18 protein-coding genes are annotated in these 24130 nt (G+C 45.2%); 5 read left to right on the top strand and 13 right to left on the bottom strand.

All coding sequences use genetic code 11. The features are described from left to right. Positions 1 to 75: 75 nt before the first annotated feature. The 5 genes from Q5866_RS02150 (at position 76) to Q5866_RS02130 (ending at position 3180) form a co-directional block, all read left to right on the top strand. On the top strand, positions 76 to 813 hold the full coding sequence (locus Q5866_RS02150) for an ATP-binding protein (protein WP_303178488.1): 738 nt from the start codon (positions 76 to 78) through the stop codon (positions 811 to 813). Positions 814 to 1036: 223 nt separating this feature from the next. Then, positions 1037 to 1513, top strand: coding sequence for a transcription elongation factor GreA (gene greA / locus Q5866_RS02145; protein WP_099291096.1), 477 nt, complete (start codon positions 1037 to 1039; stop codon positions 1511 to 1513). Positions 1514 to 1596: 83 nt separating this feature from the next. Then, on the top strand, positions 1597 to 1989 hold the full coding sequence (locus Q5866_RS02140; RefSeq protein WP_099291095.1) for an HIT family protein: 393 nt from the start codon (positions 1597 to 1599) through the stop codon (positions 1987 to 1989). A gap of 55 nt (positions 1990 to 2044) precedes the next feature. Beyond that, complete coding sequence (locus Q5866_RS02135; RefSeq protein ID WP_099291094.1) at positions 2045 to 2527, top strand: PaaI family thioesterase; 483 nt, start codon at positions 2045 to 2047, stop codon at positions 2525 to 2527. Between the two features lie 17 nt (positions 2528 to 2544). Next, positions 2545 to 3180: an HAD family hydrolase gene (locus Q5866_RS02130; RefSeq protein WP_292269947.1), complete on the top strand. Its 636-nt coding sequence runs from the start codon at positions 2545 to 2547 to the stop codon at positions 3178 to 3180. A 66-nt stretch (positions 3181 to 3246) separates the two neighbouring features. Here Q5866_RS02130 and Q5866_RS02125 read toward each other — a convergent pair whose 3' ends face one another. The 13 genes from Q5866_RS02125 to Q5866_RS02065 all read right to left on the bottom strand — a co-directional run bounded on the left by Q5866_RS02125 (position 3247) and on the right by Q5866_RS02065 (position 23928). Beyond that, positions 3247 to 5859: a zinc-dependent metalloprotease gene (locus tag Q5866_RS02125; protein ID WP_292269950.1), complete on the bottom strand. Its 2613-nt coding sequence runs from the start codon at positions 5857 to 5859 to the stop codon at positions 3247 to 3249. Between the two features lie 38 nt (positions 5860 to 5897). Then, positions 5898 to 7142 (bottom strand): Calx-beta domain-containing protein, encoded by a 1245-nt coding sequence (locus Q5866_RS02120; protein ID WP_292269952.1) that lies wholly within the window; start codon positions 7140 to 7142, stop codon positions 5898 to 5900. 24 nt (positions 7143 to 7166) lie between these two features. Then, complete coding sequence (locus Q5866_RS02115) at positions 7167 to 7361, bottom strand: hypothetical protein (protein ID WP_186974679.1); 195 nt, start codon at positions 7359 to 7361, stop codon at positions 7167 to 7169. Positions 7362 to 7386: 25 nt separating this feature from the next. Further along, on the bottom strand, positions 7387 to 8775 hold the full coding sequence (locus tag Q5866_RS02110) for a RagB/SusD family nutrient uptake outer membrane protein (protein ID WP_292269955.1): 1389 nt from the start codon (positions 8773 to 8775) through the stop codon (positions 7387 to 7389). Positions 8776 to 8808: 33 nt separating this feature from the next. Beyond that, the gene (locus Q5866_RS02105) at positions 8809 to 12402 is read right to left on the bottom strand and encodes a SusC/RagA family TonB-linked outer membrane protein (RefSeq protein ID WP_303178480.1); all 3594 of its coding nucleotides are present in this window, start codon (positions 12400 to 12402) and stop codon (positions 8809 to 8811) included. 95 nt (positions 12403 to 12497) lie between these two features. Next, complete coding sequence (locus tag Q5866_RS02100) at positions 12498 to 13640, bottom strand: FecR family protein (RefSeq protein WP_303178478.1); 1143 nt, start codon at positions 13638 to 13640, stop codon at positions 12498 to 12500. A gap of 531 nt (positions 13641 to 14171) precedes the next feature. Then, the gene (locus Q5866_RS02095) at positions 14172 to 14732 is read right to left on the bottom strand and encodes an RNA polymerase sigma-70 factor (RefSeq protein ID WP_303178476.1); all 561 of its coding nucleotides are present in this window, start codon (positions 14730 to 14732) and stop codon (positions 14172 to 14174) included. A gap of 450 nt (positions 14733 to 15182) precedes the next feature. Next, the gene (locus Q5866_RS02090) at positions 15183 to 16463 is read right to left on the bottom strand and encodes a thioredoxin family protein (RefSeq protein WP_227216914.1); all 1281 of its coding nucleotides are present in this window, start codon (positions 16461 to 16463) and stop codon (positions 15183 to 15185) included. Between the two features lie 15 nt (positions 16464 to 16478). Beyond that, entirely contained in the window at positions 16479 to 16907 is a 429-nt protein-coding gene (locus tag Q5866_RS02085; protein WP_227216915.1) for a hypothetical protein, read from the bottom strand. Positions 16908 to 16928: 21 nt separating this feature from the next. Further along, complete coding sequence (locus tag Q5866_RS02080) at positions 16929 to 17558, bottom strand: fasciclin domain-containing protein (RefSeq protein ID WP_099291084.1); 630 nt, start codon at positions 17556 to 17558, stop codon at positions 16929 to 16931. Positions 17559 to 17568: 10 nt separating this feature from the next. Beyond that, on the bottom strand, positions 17569 to 19197 hold the full coding sequence (locus tag Q5866_RS02075; RefSeq protein ID WP_303178471.1) for a RagB/SusD family nutrient uptake outer membrane protein: 1629 nt from the start codon (positions 19195 to 19197) through the stop codon (positions 17569 to 17571). A gap of 4 nt (positions 19198 to 19201) precedes the next feature. Beyond that, complete coding sequence (locus Q5866_RS02070) at positions 19202 to 22684, bottom strand: SusC/RagA family TonB-linked outer membrane protein (protein ID WP_303178469.1); 3483 nt, start codon at positions 22682 to 22684, stop codon at positions 19202 to 19204. An 80-nt stretch (positions 22685 to 22764) separates the two neighbouring features. Further along, positions 22765 to 23928: a FecR family protein gene (locus Q5866_RS02065; RefSeq protein WP_099291082.1), complete on the bottom strand. Its 1164-nt coding sequence runs from the start codon at positions 23926 to 23928 to the stop codon at positions 22765 to 22767. Between the last annotated feature and the right edge of the window lie 202 nt (positions 23929 to 24130).

Below are 24130 nucleotides of genomic sequence, written 5' to 3'. Positions count from 1 at the left end.
TTTGATTGAGGTTTCAAACATACAAAAAAAAGAGAAGATTTTAATTATTTTTGCGGTAGGATAATAAACAAGTAGATGATAACAGAAGAAAAGCAAGATAAAGTATTCACCCGGGATTTTTTCCGGAAGGTGGGGAAAGCGATACATGATTATCGCTTGATTGGTGACGGGGATCGGGTACTCGTGGGCATATCCGGGGGAAAAGATTCCTTGGCGTTGTTGGAGGTATTGGCGATGCGGGCAAAGGATCCGAAGCAGGATTACACGGTGATAGCCGCCCATATTGCCGTCGAGGATGTGTCATACGAGGTGGATAGCGATTACTTGCGAGCCTTTTGTGAACGCTTGGGTGTGGAATACGTGTATCGGACAATTCGGTTGGATATGACAGTAAACCCGAAGAAACCTGCTTGTTTCGTGTGTTCGTGGCATCGGCGTAAAATGCTTTTCGATATTGCCAAGGAATACGACTGTAAAAAACTGGCTCTCGGGCATCATCGGGATGACGCGGTGGAAAGCCTTATGATGAGCATGATTTTTAACGGAACGATTTGCAGTATGCCGCCCCGGTTGGAGATGTTCAAGAATACTTTCACGTTGATTCGTCCGTTGATTTATCTTTCCAATGACGAGACTTTGCGCTATGCCGAAATGCGACAGTTCAAGAAACAAAAGAAGCATTGTCCTCACGAGAAAGCGACAAATCGGGATGCGGTGAGTAAATTGATAGACCAAATGGAAGCCGTATCTCCTCATGCACGGAGTAATCTTTTTGCCTCGATGCGGAATATACGTGAGGAATATCTTCCTTGAGCATTCGGGGTGACAGACATTCTATCAGATATATATGACGTTTTTTTTGTTTATAAAATATTTGCGGGGAAAAATTGTTTAATTCAAAAAAAGGTCATAAATTTGTCTGCAAGAGGAGAGGAATTCTAATTTATGGAATTCTTTACTAGATAAAGGCACTTATTGGAGGATAAGTGTCATTTATTTTTTTATATATGAATTTAAGATTTTAATATTATATGCTATGACAAAGAAGGTATCTTATGTAACTAAAGAAGGGCTAAAAAAATTGCAGGAAGAGCTGGACAATCTGCAAAACGTGGAGCGCCCTAAGATCTCCAAGGCAATCGGTGAAGCCATTGAAAAGGGAGATATCTCCGAGAATGCAGAGTATGACGCCGCGAAAGATGCTCAAGGTTTGCTTGAGGCAAAAATCGCACAGCTTCAAGATACAATTGCCAGTTGCCGGATTATCGACGAATCCCAAATTGACACCTCAAAGGTACAGATTTTGAACAAGGTGACCATCAAGAATGTGAAAACGAAAGCGACAATGACTTACACGTTGGTGTCCGAGAGTGAGGCTGACTTTAAGGCAGGGAAATTGTCCATCACGACTCCTATCGCGAAGGCTCTGATCGGCAAAAAGCTGGGTGATAAAGTTGAAGTACAAGTGCCGGCAGGAATGATGGAATTCGAGATCATGGACATCTCAATCTAATTGAAAATGGAGAATTGAAAATGAGCGAGAGAATTTGTGTGTGTGAAATCTAAAATCATAAATCTAAAATCGTAAATTAATACATGGCTTCAATTTTCACGAAGATTATAAATGGTGAGATCCCGTCATACAAGGTGGCGGAGGACGAGAACTATTACGCGTTTTTGGATATTGCGCCGATGCAAAAAGGGCACACGTTAGTGGTGCCGAAAAGAGAAGAAGATTATATCTTCGACTTGACAGATGATGAATTAGCGGGTTTGATGGTATTTGCCAAGAAAGTGGCAAAAGCTATCGAGAAAAGTGTACCGTGCAAGCGCGTTGGTATTGGTGTGTTAGGGCTGGATGTCCCACATGCTCACGTGCATCTGGTTCCATTAGTGGAGGGAAACGAATTGAATTTCAGTAACCCGAAGAAACAATTCCCGAAAGAGGAAATGGAAACTTGTGCCAAGTTGATTCATAGTAATTTGTAACATTATTAGACAATTTATTACCGGGGACGCATTTAAACGTCCCTTTTTTTGTAAAATGGAAAAGAAAAAATTATATAACGCCTACGAGCAACACGAGGGATACAATTGTTTCGGTTGTGCGTCCGGTAACGAGCATGGGTTGCGATGCGAGTTCTACGAGGAGGGGGAGTATATTACTTGTTACTGGACTCCCCGTCCCGAGTTTCAAGGATTTTTTCATGTTTTGCATGGAGGAATCCAAGCTACTTTAGCGGATGAGATTGCCTGCTGGAACATTTTCGCCAAGGTACAGAGTGCGGGAGTTACTATCGCGCTGGATATGAAATATCGTTCAACCGTGTACACGGACCGGGGCGAAATTTTCATGCGCTCCCGTATCGTGGAACAGAATGCCCGTGTTGCCAAAATGCATGTCGAGATATTCAATGCCGACGGCTCCTTGGGAAGTGAAGCGGAAGTTACTTATCGGATTTTTCCTGAAAACGTGGCCAAAGAGCGTCTTGGGTGGACGGGTATCGAGGCTTTTCATCAAAATTAATTTTATATAGGGAAAATATGAAGTATAAAAACGTAGTGTGGGATTGGAACGGGACATTGTTGGATGACGTGAAGATTAGTGTAAATACGATTAACCGGATGTTGAGAAAAAAACGGTTGAATGAACTGACCGTGGAGGAATATAAATCCATATTCGGTTTTCCGGTGAAGGACTACTACGAGGGAATCGGTTTCGATTTCAAACATGATGATTGGGAAACTGTTTCCCTTGATTTTGTCGACACTTACGAGGAGTTGGCAAAAGATGTCGTGTTGACTCCGGGGGTAGTGTCTGTATTATCGGGATTGAAAGAAATGGGTGTACGGCAATATATATTGTCGGCTTTGCAGGAAAACTTATTGGAAGATATGCTGGAACGTTTCGGTATCCGCGATTATTTCGAGGGTGTGTGCGGGTCAGATAATATCTATGCTGACGGTAAGATTGCCAGAGGTGAAAGAATGTTGGACGTGTATCCGATAGAGCCCCGTGAAACTTTAATGGTGGGAGATACGCTACATGACGCGGAAGTTGCCGAGGCACTAGGCTTTAATATCAGGCTGTACGCCGGAGGGCACAATAGCGCTGAACGTTTGCGAGAAAAAGGAATTGTATTGGAACGGATGGATATGTTGTTACACGAAGTTCGATAATTGAAATGAAAAAGCCTATAAAGTCAGACTGAGTTCTTTTGACTTTATAGGCTTTTAATCTGTTTTTTATTTCCCCTCTAATGCTCTGTTCAGAGAGAACAACAACATCCGGTAATGTTCCCGTGTTTCTCCTGTCGATGTGGGGATTTTACTTTCAAGTAGCGTTTTCACTTTATTTGCCATGGTAAACAAATACTGCTTGGAATTGTCAATCGCTTCTACATCCACCTCGTCTTGCCAGTTATAGCCATAACCAATGCCGTGCAGGCGTAGCTGTTCGGCAACGAAGCTGTCCCCGTGCTCCCGTTCCATAGACTTCAACGTTTTGTAGAATTTCCGAACCATACCCGATTCGTCCAGCCCATAGTTCTTCAACTCGTCCAGAGAGGTCAGGAAAAATTTCCCTTTCTTTTTCATGCTATTCCCGACAACATCATTGATCATCACGATAGCGTTCGTTTGCAGCAATTTATCCCCGTTCGTCAACGCCTTCCCCCGGATGGTATTTTCCCATATCCCGTTATACAAGTCGTCGAAATACGCTTTCAACGTGTAAGGATCGTCCGACACGTGGGCAGAAAGAATTACCCGTTGATAAGAGGACAGCAGACTTTGAGCAAGCACCGATCTCACGACATCCGCCTCGCTGATCCGAAGGGTCAACTTCTTGCTCAACGGTTTATTGTACAGCCAGTCGCAATCCCGGAATTGTTTCAACGCCCATTGTAAAGAAGCTTTTTGCACCTCTTTTGGCACGGAACGGTAACGGTCACCCGGGGTTCCCTCTTTCACGTCAGTCAAGTAAATACCACCCACGTTATACATCACGTTCGTGATATACCGGTAATATTGTTCCATCAACTGTTCCAACAATTGTTGCTTGTGCGAGCCGTCCGGGTCATCTGCGATCCACTCGTCCATGTGGGATAAAATATATTTCAGGTTACGGATGCCGTAATCTCCCGCCTTCATCGGGTCATCGCCCAAATCTTCCTCGATAGCACTCGGGTCATAGCGTTCCAGTAATTGTTGCCGTCCGTAACGGTAGCACGGGTCTCCGGCTTTCTCGTCGAGCCATGATTCGAGTACGGGGACTTCCTCCCGTGCCGTGCGGGCTTCCGGTATCGGTTGGTATGCCCAGCGGATTAGGAATTCGTCATAAATTCCCAAGTCGGGAGGTGTAAGTTTCACGCCTTTATCCCCCGGTTGTGCCACGTAATTGTAGCGCGCGTAATCCATGATGGAAGGAGTGGTCCCGTATTTTTGCGTGAACGTGACGGAACGCAACGAGTCCACCGGATAGGCAGCCGATGCGGCCATGTTGTGCATGAACCCGAGGCAGTGTCCCACCTCGTGTGCTACCACGTAAGCGATAGACTCTTTCACGATCTCATCCGGCATCTTCTTGTCGCGTACGGACGGGTCTATTTGTGCTGTCTGGATAAAACGCCATTGGTTGATCAATTGAATCACGTTGTTGTACACCAGTACCGATGCGTTTACGATCTCTCCGGTTGTCGGGTCTATCCACGAGGGGCCCATGGCATTGGCTGTGGTTGACGGTATATACCGGATACAGGAATATTTCAAGTTATCCGGATCGAAATTCGGGTCATCTTTCGGGAAGTCCAATGCCCGCACTGCGTTCTTGAACCCGATTTTCTCGAAAGCCTTATTCCAGCGTTCCGTTCCTTCCTTTATCGGTTGTTTCCACAATTCGGGAAATGCGTCATCCACGTAAAACACGATCGGTTTCACGGGTTCAACCAATTCTCCCCGTGCATACGCTTCAGCATCTTTCGGTTCCAATCGCCAGCGGTGGATCATGGAATAAATCCCCACTTCGTCTTGTTCCGTCGAGAAATGTTGTTTGTCTGTCAGGAATATCCCGATACGGGTATCGGCGATACGGGGACGCATTTTCTCTTCCGGCAACAATAGCAGGGTACGGGTAACTTGTATACTCGTGGGCTCGTCCGCGCGTATCGTGAAAATACCGAATACCGTCATGGTCACCTTGTAGGCTAAGTCCGTCTTTATCGTGGCGTTATCCTCGAAAGCTTTGATTTCCCGCAGGGCTTCTCCCTCGCTGTTAGGACTGGATTTGATAGAGATAAATCCACCGTAACTCTTGGGTAAAGAGGGTAACATATCATTATGACGGGCAAAGAAATCCGTCACGTCGAACACCACGGCGGTGCTGTCGTTATTATACGTTTCGATTTTAAATCTTTTCAATACCGGATCGGTAAGACTCCGCTCCAACGCGATCTTCATCCCCTCTTCCCGCTCATTATAGGTTGCCTTGGTATTAACCCTCCTCAGGTAGATAGAGCTGTCTGTTCGCGTAAATTTCACGTGTAGCGGGTCTTCCGGCTTGTAACCGACCTCACAAAGCAGGTTGTCGCTGGCACTGGTTAACGTGGAGGCCAGTAACATATCTCGTCCAAGGTACACCACGGGTAACTCGATATAGAGTTTTCCCCCTACCTTATGCAGGGAGATAAAATCCCCTTTTGCCGTTACGCGCCCGGCTTTCTGTACCAGTTTGTCATATTTACTGGTTTTTACTACTTCCTTTTCTTTCTTTTTCCTGTCTGCTGCGTTCATCTCTCCAAAAGAAAGTAAGAATAAACCGGAGAGTAGCGCCGAAACAATCTGTGTCGTTATTTGTTTCATATTATTCAATATAATCTAAAATATTTGTTTGTCTTGCGTTATTCTTTCACTTTTGCAAAACGGAATACTAGAGGGAACATTTCCATATCACCTTCAAACATTTCGTAGGTATCATACAAAAATTCGATAGGCTCATATTGCAGTATTCTGATCTCCAATACCTCACCGCCTTCCACGAGACGCATACCTATGGTGGTTTCTTCTTCTTTTACTTGGTTGGGTGAGAAATGAAGATTCACCTTATCACATCTGACAGAAGTAACTAAAGCTAGATCGGTAAGTGTTTCCCATAAATATTCCTCCCCTGTGGAACCGATATGGATTTCTGTGTCCCTGAAATAATTCCGTAAATCACCTGTCATGTGTACTTTTATCATATCCATTCCGTCTTCCGTGACAAATTCCAGAATATCCGTCGCGGAATTATTGGTGGGTAGGGCAGTCAGATCGTCCGGGAAATCTCCTCCAACGAGCATTTCCATATAATCTTGACACATGAAAGCGGAATAAGTCCATTTCCCGGCTAATTTATTCATGGAGAGCGGGCCTACTATGGGAATTTCCATTTCGTTATAGTTCCCGAAGTAGAAACTTTCGTCCGGTAGGGTCAGAGCTAACTCGAGTCGGTCGTGCCCTTCTTCTACCAGTAGATAACGGACTTTGATCTCTGCTTTGTCTTCGCCCGGCTTTATCACGAATGCATTCACGTCACCCTCTATCTCGTAATGGACTCCTGCTTCCGCCGTGGTCCCGTTGCCAATCACGAACGGGATTGAAAGAGGTTCGGTAGAATTGTATTTACCCGTGACGGCTCCGGCCACGGTTACTTTCACGATAAGTTCGTCTTCTAATTCCCGCCAATCTCTCTCGAATGAAATAATCATTTGTTCTTTGGTTTCAATCGGGATAATGACAACTCTTTTATCGCCCAATTGAAATCCCGCCACGGGTTCCAGTTCTAAACGGATTTCCCTGTCCTCGTTGTAATTTTCTTTCGGCTGGATTTGTATTTTTGCTCTATCTTGTCCGGCTTCCAGTACAAACTCGTCTGCGCTCAGTTCGTAATCTTCCCCTCTGACAGCTGAGCCTCCAACCGTGAATTTAACCACGGTTTGTTCCTCCACGGCACCATCGGCTCTCAATTCCACTTCAAGAGCGCCGTTCGCCTGTAATATATAAATTGATCTACCGAAAGACAATGATGCATCGTCATTATTATCGTCATGACAAGAGAGCATCCCGTATGTTAGTAGAGTCAATAAAAATATCCATATATTTTTCATGATATTTTATTTTTCTGTTAAATACTATCGTATTGCGTTATTGTATTCTTCTTTTCTCTCTTTGATGATTTCTCGGTCAGCCTCTGTCAGTACCTTACCTTTCGGCAATATATACCGGGAAGTAACCAAGCCTTCTTTGGGAGGAAGATCGTCCGTGTCATTGCATCCGGTCAAACCGAAGAACAAACATATGGCCAGTATAAATAATATTTTTTTCATGATTACTTTATTTTTGATTGTACACTTAATCTTCGTACCCTTCATTTTGAATCAGGTCGGGTAGTAATTCTATATCTTTTTTCGGGAGGGGAGCCGTGTAGAGATATTTACTGGTAATATATTTTTTCCCTTCTGCGGTTCCCCAGAACTCCGGTCGTCCGTTACGTTTTAGTTCAAACCACCGGTCTCCTTCCATGAACAATTCCTTGCGGCGTTCGGAAAGGATCACTCGCATTAGTTTGGATAGCGTCTTTCCGGTAGCATTAACTTGGATAAGGTCATTGTCTCCGATTTCCGGCAAATTGTCTTTCGTGTAGGCTACATAGTTCTCTATACGTTTGGAACGCAATAAATTCAAATATTCCAAAGCGTGGGATTCATCCTCTTGGTGCAAGTAACTCTCTGCCAGCATCAGACACATCTCTGCACTTCGTACATTGGCGCACACGTTTTTTTGAGCCAGACGTTGTTTGTTAAATGACAGTTCGTAACGGATATCCTGTTTTCCGTCCGTGAATAATTCCACGAGTTCTTTGCTTACCGGACGATATTTGCGATCTTCTATCGCGAAACCGTATGTCATATCGGATACTCCCATTCCTCCTACTGTATAAGAACGGATGAGAACGTTTCCTTTTTTCTCGTTTTTACTTTGAATCATATCCACGTATGCCTGTCCTGCCAGTAAGGGGTATTTTTCAAGTAATTCTTGTGCCAAGGGAATTACCTTGTCCCATTTCTGGGCCCAGAAATAAAGTTTTGCCAAGTAGGCTTTTGCCACGTCAGACGTGAAAATCCAAACTTCATCTTTAACGTTGTAATCTATAGCCGCTAAAAGATCTTTTTCTATAAATTCGAAAGTTTTTGTCCAGCTTGACCGTAACGGGCGTTCTTCCATATCAAAACTTTCGACTAGCGGTAATCCGAGTAACTCGTTTTCGCGAGATTTGTCATATGGTTCACAGAAAGTGCGCAGCAGATTGTAGTAACATACCGAACGGAGACAATATGCCGTGCCTAACACGTTTTTTTCTAATGTTTCATTTCCGTCATTTAAATTGTCAATGACAATGTTACAATCACGAATATACCCGTACAAGTATTCATATCCGTCAGAGATGTCGTTCAGTCCGTCTCCCACGTAGGTTTTTAGGGCTCCTCCTTGCGGGTAAAAAGTCAGTTTAGCATCTAGGTTATCAGAGTACATTTCGTAATCCAGAATAGATTTAGCATCTCCTAGAATGTAGTTTTCCATGGCTCCTTCGACACGATTCAAGTGGAGCTCAAGCATTGCCCGAAATTCTTCGGCAGTCTTTGGCAATATCTTTCCCTTCGGTTTCACGTCCAAATATTCCTTGCACGAGAAACAAATGAATGTAAGGAAAGCGATGATGTATATATTATACTTTTTCATTTTTCTCGAAATTTAATTGTTCTGAAGCTTGTATTAAAATCCCAAGTTTAATCCAAAAGTGACAGATCTTGTCAAAGGATAAGTTGTCGTTGGGGTTTCCGGGTCTATTCCCGAGTAATTCGTGAACGTGAAGAAATTATTCAAGGTTAAGGCAAAACTCAATGACGAGATCCTTAATTTTCTTGTCACGTTCTCAGGTAAAGTGTATCCTAGCGTGATGTCTCGAATTCGGGCAAATGCCACGTTTTCAAGATAAACTCCCCGGGTGACTTCCGTGTCGGTTACGTTATAATAATTCAGATTTAACGGTTCACCGTGATAGTCAATAATCCGGGGGTATTTTACTCCTGTCCTGTTAGTTTTGGTCCAGCGGTTCGTGGCATCTTTTTTCACGTTAAGATGATTTCGGTATAAATCGTTGTAATATGTTTGTTGCGATTCTCCGCTGCCCGTTAATGCTTGGTAGCTTGCCGGGGATTTCAAGTCTTCCCGGATTTTGGCGTCAAGCACGAAAGTTCCACCGATACTTAATGACAGGTTTTTGTATGCACATCGCAGGTTAAATCCTCCTGTGTAAGGAGCATTTTTTGTTCCGGCGTAAAAAAGGTAATTATCCGCATCATGTAAATCGGAGCCTTTATTGATAATGGCATCCGGACGTAATTTGAAGATGTACAATCCGGTTTCAGGATCAATCTCTTCCACTTTGCCCACGAAAATAGAATTGAGCGGGAAACCTTCACACAGATTCCCGTCCACGTATCCGTTCGGGGATTTGTAGTCAAGTACCTTATTCCGGTTCCAAGCGATGTTTCCGGAGAGGCGTACTTTTACGTCTTTTGTATCCATGATTAAAAAATTCAATGTGGCTTCAAGACCTTTATTTTCGAGCACGGATGTATTATATCCTTGTTGCGTGAAACCTGTTGAACTTAATACCCGCACGGCTGTCACGACATCTTTACTCTTTCGGTAATATCCTTCCACGAGACCGGTGATCCGATCATCCAGTAAACCGAAATCAAGGGCTGCTTTTATGTCCCGTGTCTTTTCCCAGCGTAGATTAGGGTTCGGGGCGTTGGCAACTCTTCCCATGCGTAACATTTCATTTCCATACTTGCGGTATTCCTTGTCATAAGACATAATCAAACGGGGACTGTAAGTTTTGCTGATATTTCCGGTATACCCCCCCGCTACACGGAGAGTCATTCGGCTCACGATAGGTCTTAAGGATTGCATGAAATTCTCTTCTCCCAAGTGCCATGCAAATCCCAGTGACCACGTGGGATTGAATTGCTGGTCGTTACCGAAATTGTTTGACCCGTCCGTGCGGAACGAGAAACTGGTCACGTACTTCTGCTTGAAATTATAGTCCAGAGAAGCGAAGAATGAGGCGAAACGATTTTCCTCCTCCGTCTGTCCGGATAAACCGTCCACGATCTGGGCGAATATTTCCATCTGGGAATAGTCAATTTTGTCGCCTGTTACCGGTTTTGATGGTAACGGGATAGAAGAATTTCCTGTTACAGGATCGTAACCGTAGCGTTTTTCAAAGATACTTTTCGCCAAATCTCCACGTATCTCTGCACCTCCGAACGCCACCAGTTGGTGGTTTATGCCCAAGCGGGCAGTGTAACTCAAGTATCCCCGGGCGGAATAATTCGTGTTATTGGCGGATGTTTGATAAATTGACCCGTATGTTTTGTCTTTCTTGCTTTGATCAAAGGACAAACGGTCGTTATAGGCAGCGTATGTATCAGGACCGTTTATGTTGTCGGTCTTGTAGTTCGCGAAACCGTATGAAAACAAACCGTTAAATTTTAATCCCTCGATAATCGTGTATTCCAAGTTGAAACGAACCGTTGTGGCAAAATTATTCGCTTCACTGGAAGTTTCATTTAATTCTCTTAAAACGTTCAACCCGTTAGGTGGTAAGTTATTCCAATTCCTGCCGTTTATTTTGGACAAATTGCCATAAGTGAAATCAGCCCGATAACTGCCGTCCTCGTTATAAGGAGATTCATAAGGATTTGCGAAGTATGCATACCGGAAAAGATCCACTGTCCCGGAATATCCTTTGTATTTTTGTTGTGATAGATCGAGTCCGATTTCCATCTTTAAACGCTCACTGGGAGTAAGTGAAAGTTTGGTGTTTAACGTGTATCGGTCATAACCGGTTTTCTTAACCAAACCGTTATCTTTCGTGTATCCGAGGGAGGCGTAATACGCGACTTTGGGTGCACCCCCGGAGAGGGAAAGGTGGTGGCTTGTAGACACAGAATTCCTGAATAGTTCGTTGAACCAGTCCGTTGAATGTTTTCCCAGTTCTGCAATGTAAGCATCTTGTTCTTCTTTTGACATGGGTTCAAAGCCTTCTTCGTCCCAATACTTGTTATTTTTGCCTAATTTGCCGGCTCTTAACATCCCCACAATCCCGACAACAGGATATCTTTGTTCACCGGAATTGAAACGCTCTGCGGCAAATTCATCCCACAATTCTTGTTCCCATGCCAGTTTCTCGGGAGCATTCATTAAGTTGGGGTCATGTTGCGGTTTCAAACCCACGGAGATATTGGCGGCGTAATTTACTTGCATTTTCCCGATTTTCCCTTTCTTGGTTGTCACCACGATAACTCCTCCGGCTGCTCTTGAACCGTAAATTGCGGTAGCGGAAGCATCTTTCAGAATCGTGATGTTTTCAATATCATTCGGGTTTACTCCTCCGATACCATTCACGAAAATATCATTAAAATCTCCCGTTTTGATTTGGCTGGTTTTGTTTGTCGGGAAATTCCATTGCATCGGAACCCCGTCAATCACCCATAAAGGTTCTGCATCACCGCTTAACGTGTTTGTTCCTCGAATCCGAATTCGTGAAGTTTCTCCCGGGCGTCCGGATATAGCCATTACGCTGACTCCGGCTACTTGACCTTGTAGTAGATTATCAATACTTGGGTTTGCTTTATTGGCAAATACTTCCATCGGGACTACTGCGACGGATCCCGTGGCTTGTCGTTTCGTTGTTACTTGAAACCCGGTTACAACAATTTCATCCAGTTCGTCGGATTTTGTTTTCATCGTGATGTTTAATTCTTGGGAATCTTTAGGAATATCCATTTCAAGAGTTTCCATCCCGATAAATGAGAATAATAACTGAGTTACTCCTCCCGGGACATTTATAGAAAACCGTCCGTCAATATCCGTGGCATTCCCCACTGTAGTACCCTTGATTAAAACGGTCACTCCCGGCAGGGGTTCCCCTTTCTCGTCTCGAACCACTCCGCTGATTTTACGGGATACTTGTTTTTGAACTGTTTTCTCGGTGATGACAATAATCTTCTCGTGAATTTCATATTGTAAATTTGTCCCTTTGAGTACACGTGTCATCACGGTATCGATCGGGGCGTCTTTCACGTCCAGCGTGATGTCGTTCACCTCGCTGATGATTTTTTCATTGTAAATGAAATTAATACCGGATTGTTTTTGTATCTCCTCCAAAACTGTGACCAGCTTCACATGCCTCACGTTTAGTGTGATTTTTTGCGCCTGAGCCGTTACCGTAGAGGGTAGAGAAGTTAATCCCAGTGTCACCGACACCAGAAAAAACAGACTTACCAATTTGTTCATTTCTTTGTCAATAAAGGTTTAGTAATGTTTGTATTCTTCTTTTTCTTCTTTTTGCGTTAGACATTTTTTCCTCACGGATTTAGTCTGCAACCGACCTATCCTTTCCTTCTTATATGTACAACTTGATCAAGCAATTCAAATTTCACGGGAATGGTCATCTCCAGTACATCCAACAAAGTTTGTAACGGTTTGTTACGATAGATATCACCCGTGTAATATTCTTCCCGGTACCCCGCGTCATAAATGACTTTCACGTTATAGTAACGTTCTACTTGTTTCAGAATTTCCGACAGGGGAGCGTTTCTGAAACAGAACATATCATCGATCCATGCGGTATAGGCTTTTAGTTCTGTATTCGTGATTCGGATTTTACCGATCGTGTCGATCATTGCCACTTGTCCCGGTACCAGTCGACAAGGTTCTCCTGTCATTCCGGAGACTTCTACCGCACCTTCCACCAAAGCTGCCGAAACATAGCCGGCATCGGCGAAGGTATTCACGTTAAACTTCGTGCCTAGTACACGCACTTTCAGTCGGTCGGTATTTACGGTGAAGGGTGCCTGCCCGTTCTTTTTCACGTCAAAAAAAGCTTCTCCCTCTAAACGCACTTCCCGCGTGTTACTGGCGAAAGCAACCGGGTACGTGATTTTACTGTCGGCATTCAGCCATACCCGTGTGCCGTCACTCAATACAAGGTGAAAGGAGGTTCCCCTGGGAACGATCAATGTATTGAACTTGACTTCACGTGACGTGTCGGATGGGGTATAAATGAGTGTATTTTGCTGTATATTGGCGATGGCTGTTCCCATCTCGACGGTGTCGGGGTGATAGGGTGTCGAGAGGTCAACTTGACGTCCGTCCGACAACACGAGGCTCACCCCTGCGGGGAGTGGTTTCATGGACGAAATCATGACCGGTTCCGTCTTGTTCATCATGTATAATGATATACCTCCCACCAGAAGGATGGCTGCTGCTGCGCTCCAACGCCAAACAATGGAACGTGTAGTACGTTTACGGCCTTTGTGAAAGCGGGATAATTGATATTCTACGTCTGTTTTAGAGTAATAATCGTTGAGTTCTGCCAGATCGATATAATCGGTTGAATGGTAAAGTTCACGATTTTCCTCGCTCTCCCGTAGCCAAGCGTCCAACTTTTCCTCTTCTTGTTTGTCGGTTTGAGTAAGTCGTCGTTTGATAGCCAAGCGGCACATTTTGATATATTTTTCCAGTTTCTCCATAGGTCTTTTTTCATGGGGAGGTTGATCTGATGCTCCCGTTTGACTATAGAACAACTAAATTTTGGAAGGGTATGAGTTTTTTTTGAAATATTTTTTCAATAGTTATTGTTTCGTGATGAATTGATTGCCAGTATTGCTGTTGATGTGAAAATATGGAATTTGGTGTAATGGATTGATTTCTATCGGTTTCTGTCCTGTGTCCTATGGTTGGAAAACATTGATTTGATGAGGTGAGAACCTATATTATTTCTAAATAAATTCTGTATGAATTCCATATGAATTCCGCTTCACTTCCGTGTAAAACGCTATTAGAACCCTATTAAAGCGCTATTAAAACCCTATACTATAATAGCGTTTTAATAGCTTATTAAAAGGGTATAAATAACTTTTCAAGTACTACTGCACCGGAATTGATACGAGATTCATCATTGATTCATGTATTTCTTCAACATGTATTCTGTATGATTATATTTTGAAAACGACTTAAAACCAGAGGAATATGTTGATTGTTCTTGGTCGGTTTGTTCGTGATTAGTGTAGGGACGTGAGGAAAAGACAGAATATGATTTTGGATAAACTTTCTCGTAGTTGTCTGTAAGCAACCATTTTGTGGGATTTTACAGTCACGATGCTAATCTCCATAAGTTCCGCTATTTCTTGGTTCTTTTTCCCTTCCAAGTGGTAACGGATCACTTCTTTGCATTGCGGGGTAAGCGTGTCTATGGCCTTGTAAAGTAAATGGCGGGTTTCTTCATCCCACACGGATTTCACGAGAAAACTTTCACTCTCCATTTCCCTGCGCATTCGTTCATTGTATTTTTCCTGTATTTTTAAATGTTTCAGGTCATTCAAAATACGGTTGCGTATCATGCGATACATGTAAGCGGAAAGTGCCGGTTCCGATTCGAAAGTTAGGTCTGCCGTTTCCCACATCTGCACGAATGTATCTTGTACCACGTCTTCTCCTTGCTGAGTATCAACGAGAAAACGAGAGGTGAAAGCCACGAATTTGTTGAAATTACTTCTAAAGTATTCGTCGAATATAATACTTTCCCCGTTCGTAAAATGTATATGTTTACTTCCCCTCGGCATAAAGCATCCTTATAATTATAGTGGATTTATAAGTATCAATAGTACCGTATATGAGCGGTATAGCTTGTTGATTGAAGCTTATTAATCCAACGTTTATTAAATGCAAAATTAATCAAAATCTATCAAAGAGAAAATGATATTGTTGATTCTTTCATTTTCATGGAAATCAATAGATTAACAATATTACCTTTTCAGAGGTAAAATCTTTCGATTGCCGTAAAATCCACTATCATTAAACGTTCGTTTATTGCTACCTCTCTTTGTCTATCTGGATCAGGATTATACGGGGATAATTCTGTTGCTATTCGGAATAGGTAAAGTTACGCTTAAGGTTCCTAAATAGTGGTGGTTGATAACCCGTAAATATCGGTATTAAAAATAAAACGAGCCAGCCGGAGTTTTGTCACTTGGCTGGCTCGTCGCGGGTGGTTAGTTCCGCGTGTTGCTTGTTTATTTCTCGTTTATAGCGTCTAACTTTTGTTTTACTTGGGCTTGCAGGTTGGGGTTTCCCGATTGCATGGATAGCATGTAGGCTTGTGTGTAAGCCTCTTTTGCTTTGGTGATTTCCTTTAAAGTGACGAGGCAGTCGCCGCTTGTCAGGTAGTACCAGAATAGATTTTGAGGTTGAAGCTGTTCTCCGGCTTTTTGACCGAGAGTCAAGTAAGCGTTCAGCCATTTCAGTACGGTACGGGCAGCGTCGTCGCTCAAATCCCCTTTGGTTGCCGCTAATAAATCGGATATGAAACTTTGGTATTCCTGCAACATGACGTTGTCTCCCGTTCGCGTGAGATAGTTGTCAATGAGTTGGACATAGGTTGCTTGATCCTTGTGACCGTAAAGTGCGTTGTAGGCATCGCCTAAAATTGTCAGGAATTCAACGGGGGAATACGTGCTGTGACGTAACGAATCGAAGATGACTTTCATGTCCCCGTCCGCGCGTGCGATCTCTTTCTTGTAATCGAGGTCGTTTTCCTTGGCCAGTTTGTTGATCAGGCTCATGGTGTAGCTGAACATCGGGTTGGCTACACGGCGGAAGGGCATGATTTTCAAGTAGTCGTTCAGGTGACTGATGACAAATTCCACGTGCTCGTTGTTTTTCTCCATTTCGGAATATCCCATGATGATGGTGAAATCGGTGGGATTCAAGAGGTCTTCCCGGGGTTTGGTTTGCATGTATTGTTCGAATACTTTCTTGACTCGGGCTTCCCAACCTTGTCCCCGGCGTTCCTGTATGATATAAGGCGCTTCATGCAGGATTTGCTGCATGACGTTCACGTCGTTTTTGTTTTTCTTGTGCATGTTCCACAATTCGTCGAAAGCGGGGAGTTCTCCCGTGGCTTCCTTGGCTTTTTGCAGCAAGCGGGTTTTGGAGGCGGCTCCCGTTACCCGGGTGACGGCTTTCCCGTTGTTGTCCATGAACACGAGGGTGGGCATGGCTTGAATCCGGTATTTGCGGGCAAGGTCTTTTTCCTTATCCACGTCGATTTGCACGCACACGAAACGGGCGTTGAAGTAGTCGCCGATTTCTTTGTCCGGGAATACTTTGGTGGCGAGTGTCTTGCACGGGCCGCACCACGTTGCCATGAAGTCCACGAACACGAGTTTATTTTCACTTTTGGCTTTTTTCAAGGCGTCTTGCAAGTTGCCGTTGAAAAAGTTGATGCCTTCTGCCCGGGAGGTTAATGTCCCGAGGCAACAAAGGATTAAGATTAAAAACTTTTTTACTAGCATGATTTTTTATTTGATTTATTCTACGATGATGACAGTTATCGCGTTTTCTACAACTTGGCTGTATCCCGGGTTTGTCAGGCGCACGGATATGGTGTAGGCTCCCGGTTGCGCGTTGTTTTCCAAGGGATATTCCAAGATTCCGCCGCCCCGGATGGATATTTCGTCACGGAATGTTTTAATGGCTTCCGTGCCGAGAGGGGAGGTGACGGATTCTATGGTGAAATAGATTTCCTCCGTTCCCTCGTATCCTTGCATGGCAATGCTTACCCACGGGGCTTTGTTCTGTATTCTCAAGGCATCGGTCACGGGATCGGGTGTTTTGTAAACGTACATGGTGTCCGGGACGTAGGCGGCGTTTTTCGTGATGAGGTATCCTTCCGTTTTCTCGTGGCAGGATAGGGCTATCGTTAATAGTATTCCGGCGAATAGTATTATTTTTTTCATAGTATTGTTTTTTGTCATGTTTTATTCTTCTTCTCCTATCGTGAATCTGTAATCCAAGGCGTGAACCAGACAGTTATCCGGTTCGATGTCCCCGGAAACAACTTGCAGCAGCCGTCCGGATTCCTCGAAGCGGATGTAGATGGGACGGGAGGCGTGTTGTACCACTCCGTTTTTTTCTTCTACCACGACGTAAGTCCAGATTTTGGTTCCGGCTAGCGTGGTGAGGGTTGTTCCCCCGGTACCGACGGTTTCATACAAGCCCGGTTCGCCCGCGGGGATTTCTTTGCGGTAGAGTTTACCGTCAATCAAGTGCTTCAAGAGGATGGTGCGGCACCACTCGGCATCCAGATCGCTGACTTGTTTCAGGTTGTGTTGCAGTAGATAACGGCGGATGGAATGGTTGGTCATCCCGAAGAAAGTGAATTCTTTGTGCCGCTCGTCTTTACCCTCGAATAATTTGACCATGTCGTCGCCGGCGTGGTGGATCATTACCCGCGTGGAATCCCAGTCGTAAGGGTGTGCCTGCATGTATTCCAGCATGTTTTTGCCTTCATGCCGACCGTCGCTGATCCCGGAGTAGTAGAAGTTGTCTTTCGTGCAGGAGGTTGCTCCCGCGAATATTATTAATACTATTAATATATTGAGTTTCATGCTTGTAAGATTATTGGTTATATCTGTTCCAAAATAGATTCTGTCTCATCAGGTCGTTGTTCGTGAAGAAGTTGGAGGATACTTCCGAGAATAAAGCCCCGTCCTCGATGTCTTTGTCCGTCAAGTACGAGAAGGCGGCGGGCAGTTCTTTCCGGATGTAGTCGTAACTGTCTTTATCGTGCAAGAAGCAGTAGCCGTTGCGCACGATGTCGTAGAAGCGATGGTTCTCTTGGAATAGTTCTTTTTCTCTTTCCCGGAAGATGGCTAACTGAATGTTGTTTGCCAATCCTTTTTCCACGTCGTCGGCACAGGGATAGGCGTATTCGCTCTCTTTGGCCGCATCGACGATTCCTCCGGAGGCGGTCATGTTACCGTATGCCCGGCGACGGATCAGGTTGAGGTCGTCCACGGCGTCGGGTTTGTTTTGGCGGGCGCGACATTCCGCACGCAACAGGTAGATTCCTCCAAGGCGCCAGACGATTTCGTTTTGATTCAGACCGCGATATTGCGGTTCGGGGGTGTTGTCGGTGACATGGAAGTAGGGATACCTGAATTTATAGATGAAGGCTTGTTTAATTGTTTTGTTATCGTAGCTCTTCACGATGTTGTCGCCATCCTTGCGCGAGGTATCTGCCACGATGTTGCCGTTTACATTTTTCAGGTAGAGGAAGTCGGCATCCAAACCGTAGAAGTAGGCTTCACGGCGTTGGTCGTTCCGGGAATACATGTTGTTCACGGTTGTTTTGTGGATTTTACACCCGTAACTGTATCCCCCGACGGGGGCATAGCCGGAGGAGGTAATGATGGGGAAGCCGACGAAGTTGTTTGTTAAGTATCTGCTTTCCTGTGCGTTGTTTTCGAGTTCCCAGATATTTTCGCGGTTATTGCCTTTCATGACGTCCAGCACGACTGATTCGGGGTTGATGGCCAACTGGTAGGAACCTACTTTTTGGTCGATAATCATCGTGCAGTATTCTTCCGCTTTAGCCCAGTATTCGGGTTCGTTTGCCACGCCGGCTCTCCAAGCGTACAGGTGAGCTAACAAGGCTGCTGCGGCTCCTTTGCTCCCGTAGTTTTTGATGATCGGGCCATCCAGACCTGCCAGTTCATCGTACACGGGAAGGTCCATTGCTTTCAGTGCCCATTTTTCAGCTTCGTCAAGGAGTTCTTTTTGGGAACTTTTAGCGAGAGGGGTGAAGTCCGTGGTTGAGCGGAGAATAACCATTTCCCCGTAATCCCGTGCCAGTCGCCAATACCCGACGGCGTTAGCGAAGTAGGCTTGTAACAGGTAGGGTTTCAGTTCTTCTTCCGGGATTTGGAAACGGTGAGCGTTTTCGATGATCAGGCTTGCTTGATAGATCAACCGATAGACGGAGCTTCCGTCAGCCGTGAGTCCCGTTGCCATGTTGCGCATGGATTGGTAGCGGCTGTCTTCGTCGATAATCAAGCCCAGACCTAACCTGTTGGATTCTCCGTTGCGCAGGCGAAGCAGCAGTTCGGTCAACAGGGCTTCGGCGTCTTGGCGTGTCTGGAAGTAGTTGGTATATGTGGTCGCGTTTTCCGGTTGAACGTCGATTAAGTCCGTGCAACTGTTGAGTCCTAACACGATGGCTAATATAATACAGAATTGTTTCATCATCAGATTAAAAATTAAGGGTTAAACCTAATGTCCATTTTCGCGGCAGAGGGTATGATTTGCCGTCGTCCAATCCCGTGTAAACGTCGATGGTTTCCGGGTTGCCGTATGAATAGTTGCTCCAGCAGAATAGATTTTCCACGGTCATGAAGAAGCGCATACCGGAGAGTCCGGCTTTGCGTATCCAGTTGTCTTCGAAATTGTAACCCACGGTTAATTGACGCATACTTAGGGAGTGTACTTTTTCGATGTTGCTATCCAGCATGGGCTCTATTATTTTGCCGTATTTCGGGAAATCCGCCTTGTCCCCGGGAGCAGTCCAAAAGGTCACGTCCCGACTGTCGAAGAAGGCTTGCGGGATATTGGCGTAGAGTTGGTTGCCTGCGGTGCGAATGACTTTTCTGCCTAACGTGAAGCTGAATAACATGTTGATGTCGAAGTTTTTCCATTTAAGTTCGTTTACCCAGCCCCCGTAAGCGATAGGGAGGGGTGAGCCCGCGTTGTATTTGTCAGCCGAGCCGTCATGATCGAAGTCCGCTAGGTTGTAGTCCCCGACTTTGCCGCTTGTCTTGCTGCGATTGGTGACTCCGCCGATGTAGGTGGCGTCTCCGTTTATCTTGTAGTAGACGGGTACTTCATCATCCGAGTTATAGAAGCCGTTGTGTTTGTACACCATCATCCCGAATAGCGGACGACCGATGACAAACCAGTCTTGTTGGTTGTTGCGCAGGATGGAGATGTCTTTGTCGCTGTAAGAGTCTTCCAAGCGGTTCCATACTTTAGCCACGTTGAATCTCGTGCGCCATGTTACGGCTCGATCGCGCAGGATGTCTGCCAGTATTTCAAGTTCGATACCTTCGTTGGAAACGGCAATAGCATTTTCTTTGCGGGAGCTCACGGGAAGGAATCCCCCGGGTAACCCGACGTTCATGATTAATGAACTGGTATATTTGTAGTAATAGTCCAGTTTCAGGTTGACGCGGTAGTTGAACATATCGAGGTCTAATCCCAAGTCGTATTGTTCGGTTTTTTCCCAAGTCAAGTCCGGTGCCACAGGTGTACCCGTGTACACGCCCGTGCGGAACTGGAAGGAGGTCATGTTGGCTCTCATCAAGCCGTGGGCGAGGTATGCATCCGAGAATATTTGTCCGGAGGTTCCGTAACTTCCCCGAAGTTTTCCCCAGTTTAACCAATTGCCTGTCCAGCGTTTTATAAATGGTTCCTCCGAGAAGCTCCATCCCAAGGCAATGGAGGGAAAGTTTGCCCAACGATTGCCTTCACCGAATGTGGATGAGCCGTCGCGGCGAAAGGTAAATTCCATCAAGTAGCGCTGTTTGAAGTTGTAGCCGATACGCCCGAAGTAGCTGACCATTACTTTTTCTTCGAAGTCGGATTCATAACTGGTAGTTGATTCCCATCTTGGACTTTGTTCTGTCCCGTAATTGTAAATCGGGGAGTTGATCGAGGGGTCGTAGTAGTTGACGTTGTCGCTGCTGCCGCGTTTCCCGTATCCCCCGATGTAATGGTTTTGTTCTTTGTTGATGTTTAAACCGAGCATGATGTCAATGTTGTGGATTTCGTTGAAGCTGCGGTTGTATTTGAACAGTTCTTCCGTGGAGATCATTAAGTTACGCATGATAGCTCCTTGGGATTTGTTTTCGTGATAGGATTCGTCCAGAGTGCTGGGCGTAAATTTGTTCATGTTGTTTTGGGAGTAGTCTATACTACCGGACGCGGAGAGGCTGAATCCTTTGAGGAATTTGTATTCAAGGAAAAGGCTGGCCATAGCCCGGTAGTCGTCAGTTCTGTCCTTGATGCCCTTGGTCGCGTCCAGCCATTCACTGACGATTTCGTCGCTGGCTCCTTCATAAGTTTTCATTTGTTCGGGGACGATGCTCATTTTCTCGTAGCGGCTGCTTCCGCTGCCCGATTTGTTCATGGTTCTGTCGACGTATGCCAGATAGATACGAGAGTCTAAACGCAGGCTTTGAGTGAGTTGAGCGGTTGTGTTGGATATGAGGTTGCCCCGGGTATAACCGCTATTGACCATGATACCTTTCTCGTCATAGATCCCGGCTCCGATCATGTACTGGAATTTGTCGGAACCGCCCGAAGCCTGAATGTTGGCATTCAGGACTTTTCCCGTGCGGAAGGCGTATTTCCACCAGTTGGTGCAATTGTTGTAGTAAGGGTCCAAGCTGTCCTGCAGGTTCATTTCTACCCGAACGTTTGACGTCTGTCCGTTTTGCCAAAAAGCGTCGTACACGCCGGCTTTATTCCAGATTTCCTCGTAGGAGGTAGGCCAGTAGAAGCCTCTGTTTACCCCGAATACCATGTAGTAGTTTGTTTGGTTTCTTCGGTTTAAAAGTTGCAGGTAACGATCCATGCGTCCCCCGGTTTGCACGGGGTATTCCATGACTTTAGACCAAGTGTAGGATATGTTGGCAGCGAATTTTGCCGCCCCGGCTTTTCCTTTTTTAGTGGTTACCAGAATGACCCCGTTGCCCGCACGGGAACCGTAGATAGAGGCTGCAGCCGCGTCTTTCAATACTTCGACGGATTCAATCATGCTCGGGTCGAGGTCTGCCAGTGTATTGGTTCCTGTTACCGGAGAAACGAACGAGTGCATGGGTACTCCATCAACTACCCAAAGCGGTTGCCCGTCGCTGGCTCCGTCCACGAGCAGGGAGTTGAAGCCTCGCACGGCGATAACCGAGGCACTGCCGGGGGCTCCCGATTGCTGGATAATGTTGACTCCTGCCAGACGTCCCTGCAACATGTTCGTGATGCTTGCAGACGGAAGTTCTTTCATTTCATCCGCTTTCACGGAAGATATGGCCGAGATCATTTCCCGTTTGTTTTGGGAGCCATAGGCCCGCACGACAACTTCGTCCAGATCGGCAACGTCTTCCTCGAGTTTGACGCGTATCGTGTCTGTCTTTTCGGTAAAAGGCACGGATTGTTTCCGGTATCCCACGAACGAAAATTCCAGAGCTCCGCTTGTCATCGGCAAGGTGATCGAGAACCAACCGTTTACGTTCGTGGCGGTTCCCACGGTGGTTCCGGCGACTCTCACGGTTACTCCCGGAAGCGGAACGGCTTGGCCGTCTGTTACAAATCCTTTTATTGTCACGGATTTTTTTTCATCCGCGAGTTTTTGCTTGATGGCAATCACGTTATCTTGGAATGAAAATATTAATCCGGTTCCTTGCAGGCAATGTGCCAGCACGTCTTTTACCATCATTTGGCGAGCGTTCACGTTCACTTTGCCCGCGGCACGTATGTCTTCGCTCTTGTACACGAACATGTAGTCCGTCAACTCTTCGATTTGTTGAAATACTTCGCTCAGGGTTACGCCTGACATCTGTAAATCGATGCGTGTTTCCTGTCCGTGTGCTACCGCGCGGACGGAACACAAGCCCAAAAGTGTAAATAACGCTAATAATTTCATTTCTCTTAGCGTTTGTTGAATTTTTGGTTTTTGTTTCATAACTTTGTTCTACTATTTTAATTAACATTTCGTTAGTATCGTGGAGTTACTAACGTGTAAGGGGATGTGGGGACATCCCTTTACTTTTTATCTAACACGTAAATTGTTTTTCCGACATAAGTGAATCGTACACCGCAAGTTGCTTGAAGGTGTTTCAGTACACCCTCTATTTCTGCATAGCGATTAGAGTGCAAGTAAAAGCGAACATCTTTTAATGACGGATCCGAGTAGATTACCTCGAAATCATACCAGCGGGAGAGTTCTTTGAAAATGTCTTCCAGACGGGCATCACTGATGGCGATTCTTCCATTGTGCCAAGCGAGTACCGTGTGAACTTTCACTTTTTGAACCGACAATGAACCGCTTTCCGGGTTAAACACTGCTTGAAGGGAAGGTGTTAACACGAGGCTTGTGTCGATACCCGGATAGTGTTGTATGACCTTGCCTGTCACGAGTGTGGTAATTACGTTTTGATCGTCCTCGTAGGCACGTATATTGAAACTTGTACCTAGTACCTGTACATTCATTTCTTTTGTCTGTACGATAAAAGGGATTTGTTCATCTCGTTCTACTTCAAAATAACCTTCTCCTTCCAGAAATACTTCCCGCGTTTCGCCACTAAAAACTTCGGGATACCGTAACGAGCTTCCCGCGTTCAGCCACACTCGGCTACCGTCTGATAACATTACGTTAAATTCACAACCATAAGGGACTGTCAATTTGTTGTAACGTATCTGTTTTTTGTCGTTATTTGTTTTGTTCGTGTACTCTAGTCGCCCGAAATCGGTCAGCCGGATATCTATTTCATCGGAACGCAGTGTTGTGGAATCACCAAGGGGAAGAATGATTTCTTCCCCGTTATTTAGGGTTAATACCGGCATTTGCCGGCTTGTCAAAGGTATTGTTACCGGACGACGGACTTCCTGTTTCGCTGTTGACCACCACCATGTGGTTATCCCGATGGCTATGAATACGATAGCTGCTGCTGCGTAGCGAACCTGTAATCTTTGTAATCTTCGGGAGCGGATTCGTTGCATGGTTCGTTTTTCCGCTTGCATGTCGTTTACCTGATCCCACCGTTCAGCCCATTCGACACGCCTGAATTTTCGAACTTCTTCCCGGAAGAGCTGTTGTGCTTCTTCGTCTTTCTTTAACCAATGATTGAATGCTTGCTGTTTTTCTTCATCCATGGTTCCGGTCAGGTAGTCATGTATTCGTGTACGTTTTTCTTCTATTGTCATCATAGCTTTGGTTTCTGTCTATAAGATAATAGTAGAAAAGTGAAAATGGGTGAATGTATTTCTTCGTTTTTTTTTGAAAAAGTTATATCTTGCTTATAAACAGGATTGTCGGAATTGCATGAAAAGGAATATTGCCGGGTCGGGAAATTGTCGGCGAAGTTGTTGCAGTCCATGATTGAGAAGGGTTTTGACTGTATTGACGGAA

The sequence above is a fragment of the uncultured Butyricimonas sp. genome (assembly GCF_959596855.1).
GTDB classification, from domain to species: Bacteria; Bacteroidota; Bacteroidia; order Bacteroidales; family Marinifilaceae; genus Butyricimonas; species Butyricimonas muris.
The sequence above is the reverse complement of the archived record's forward strand: the minus strand, read 5'-3'. Positions and strand labels throughout refer to the sequence as shown.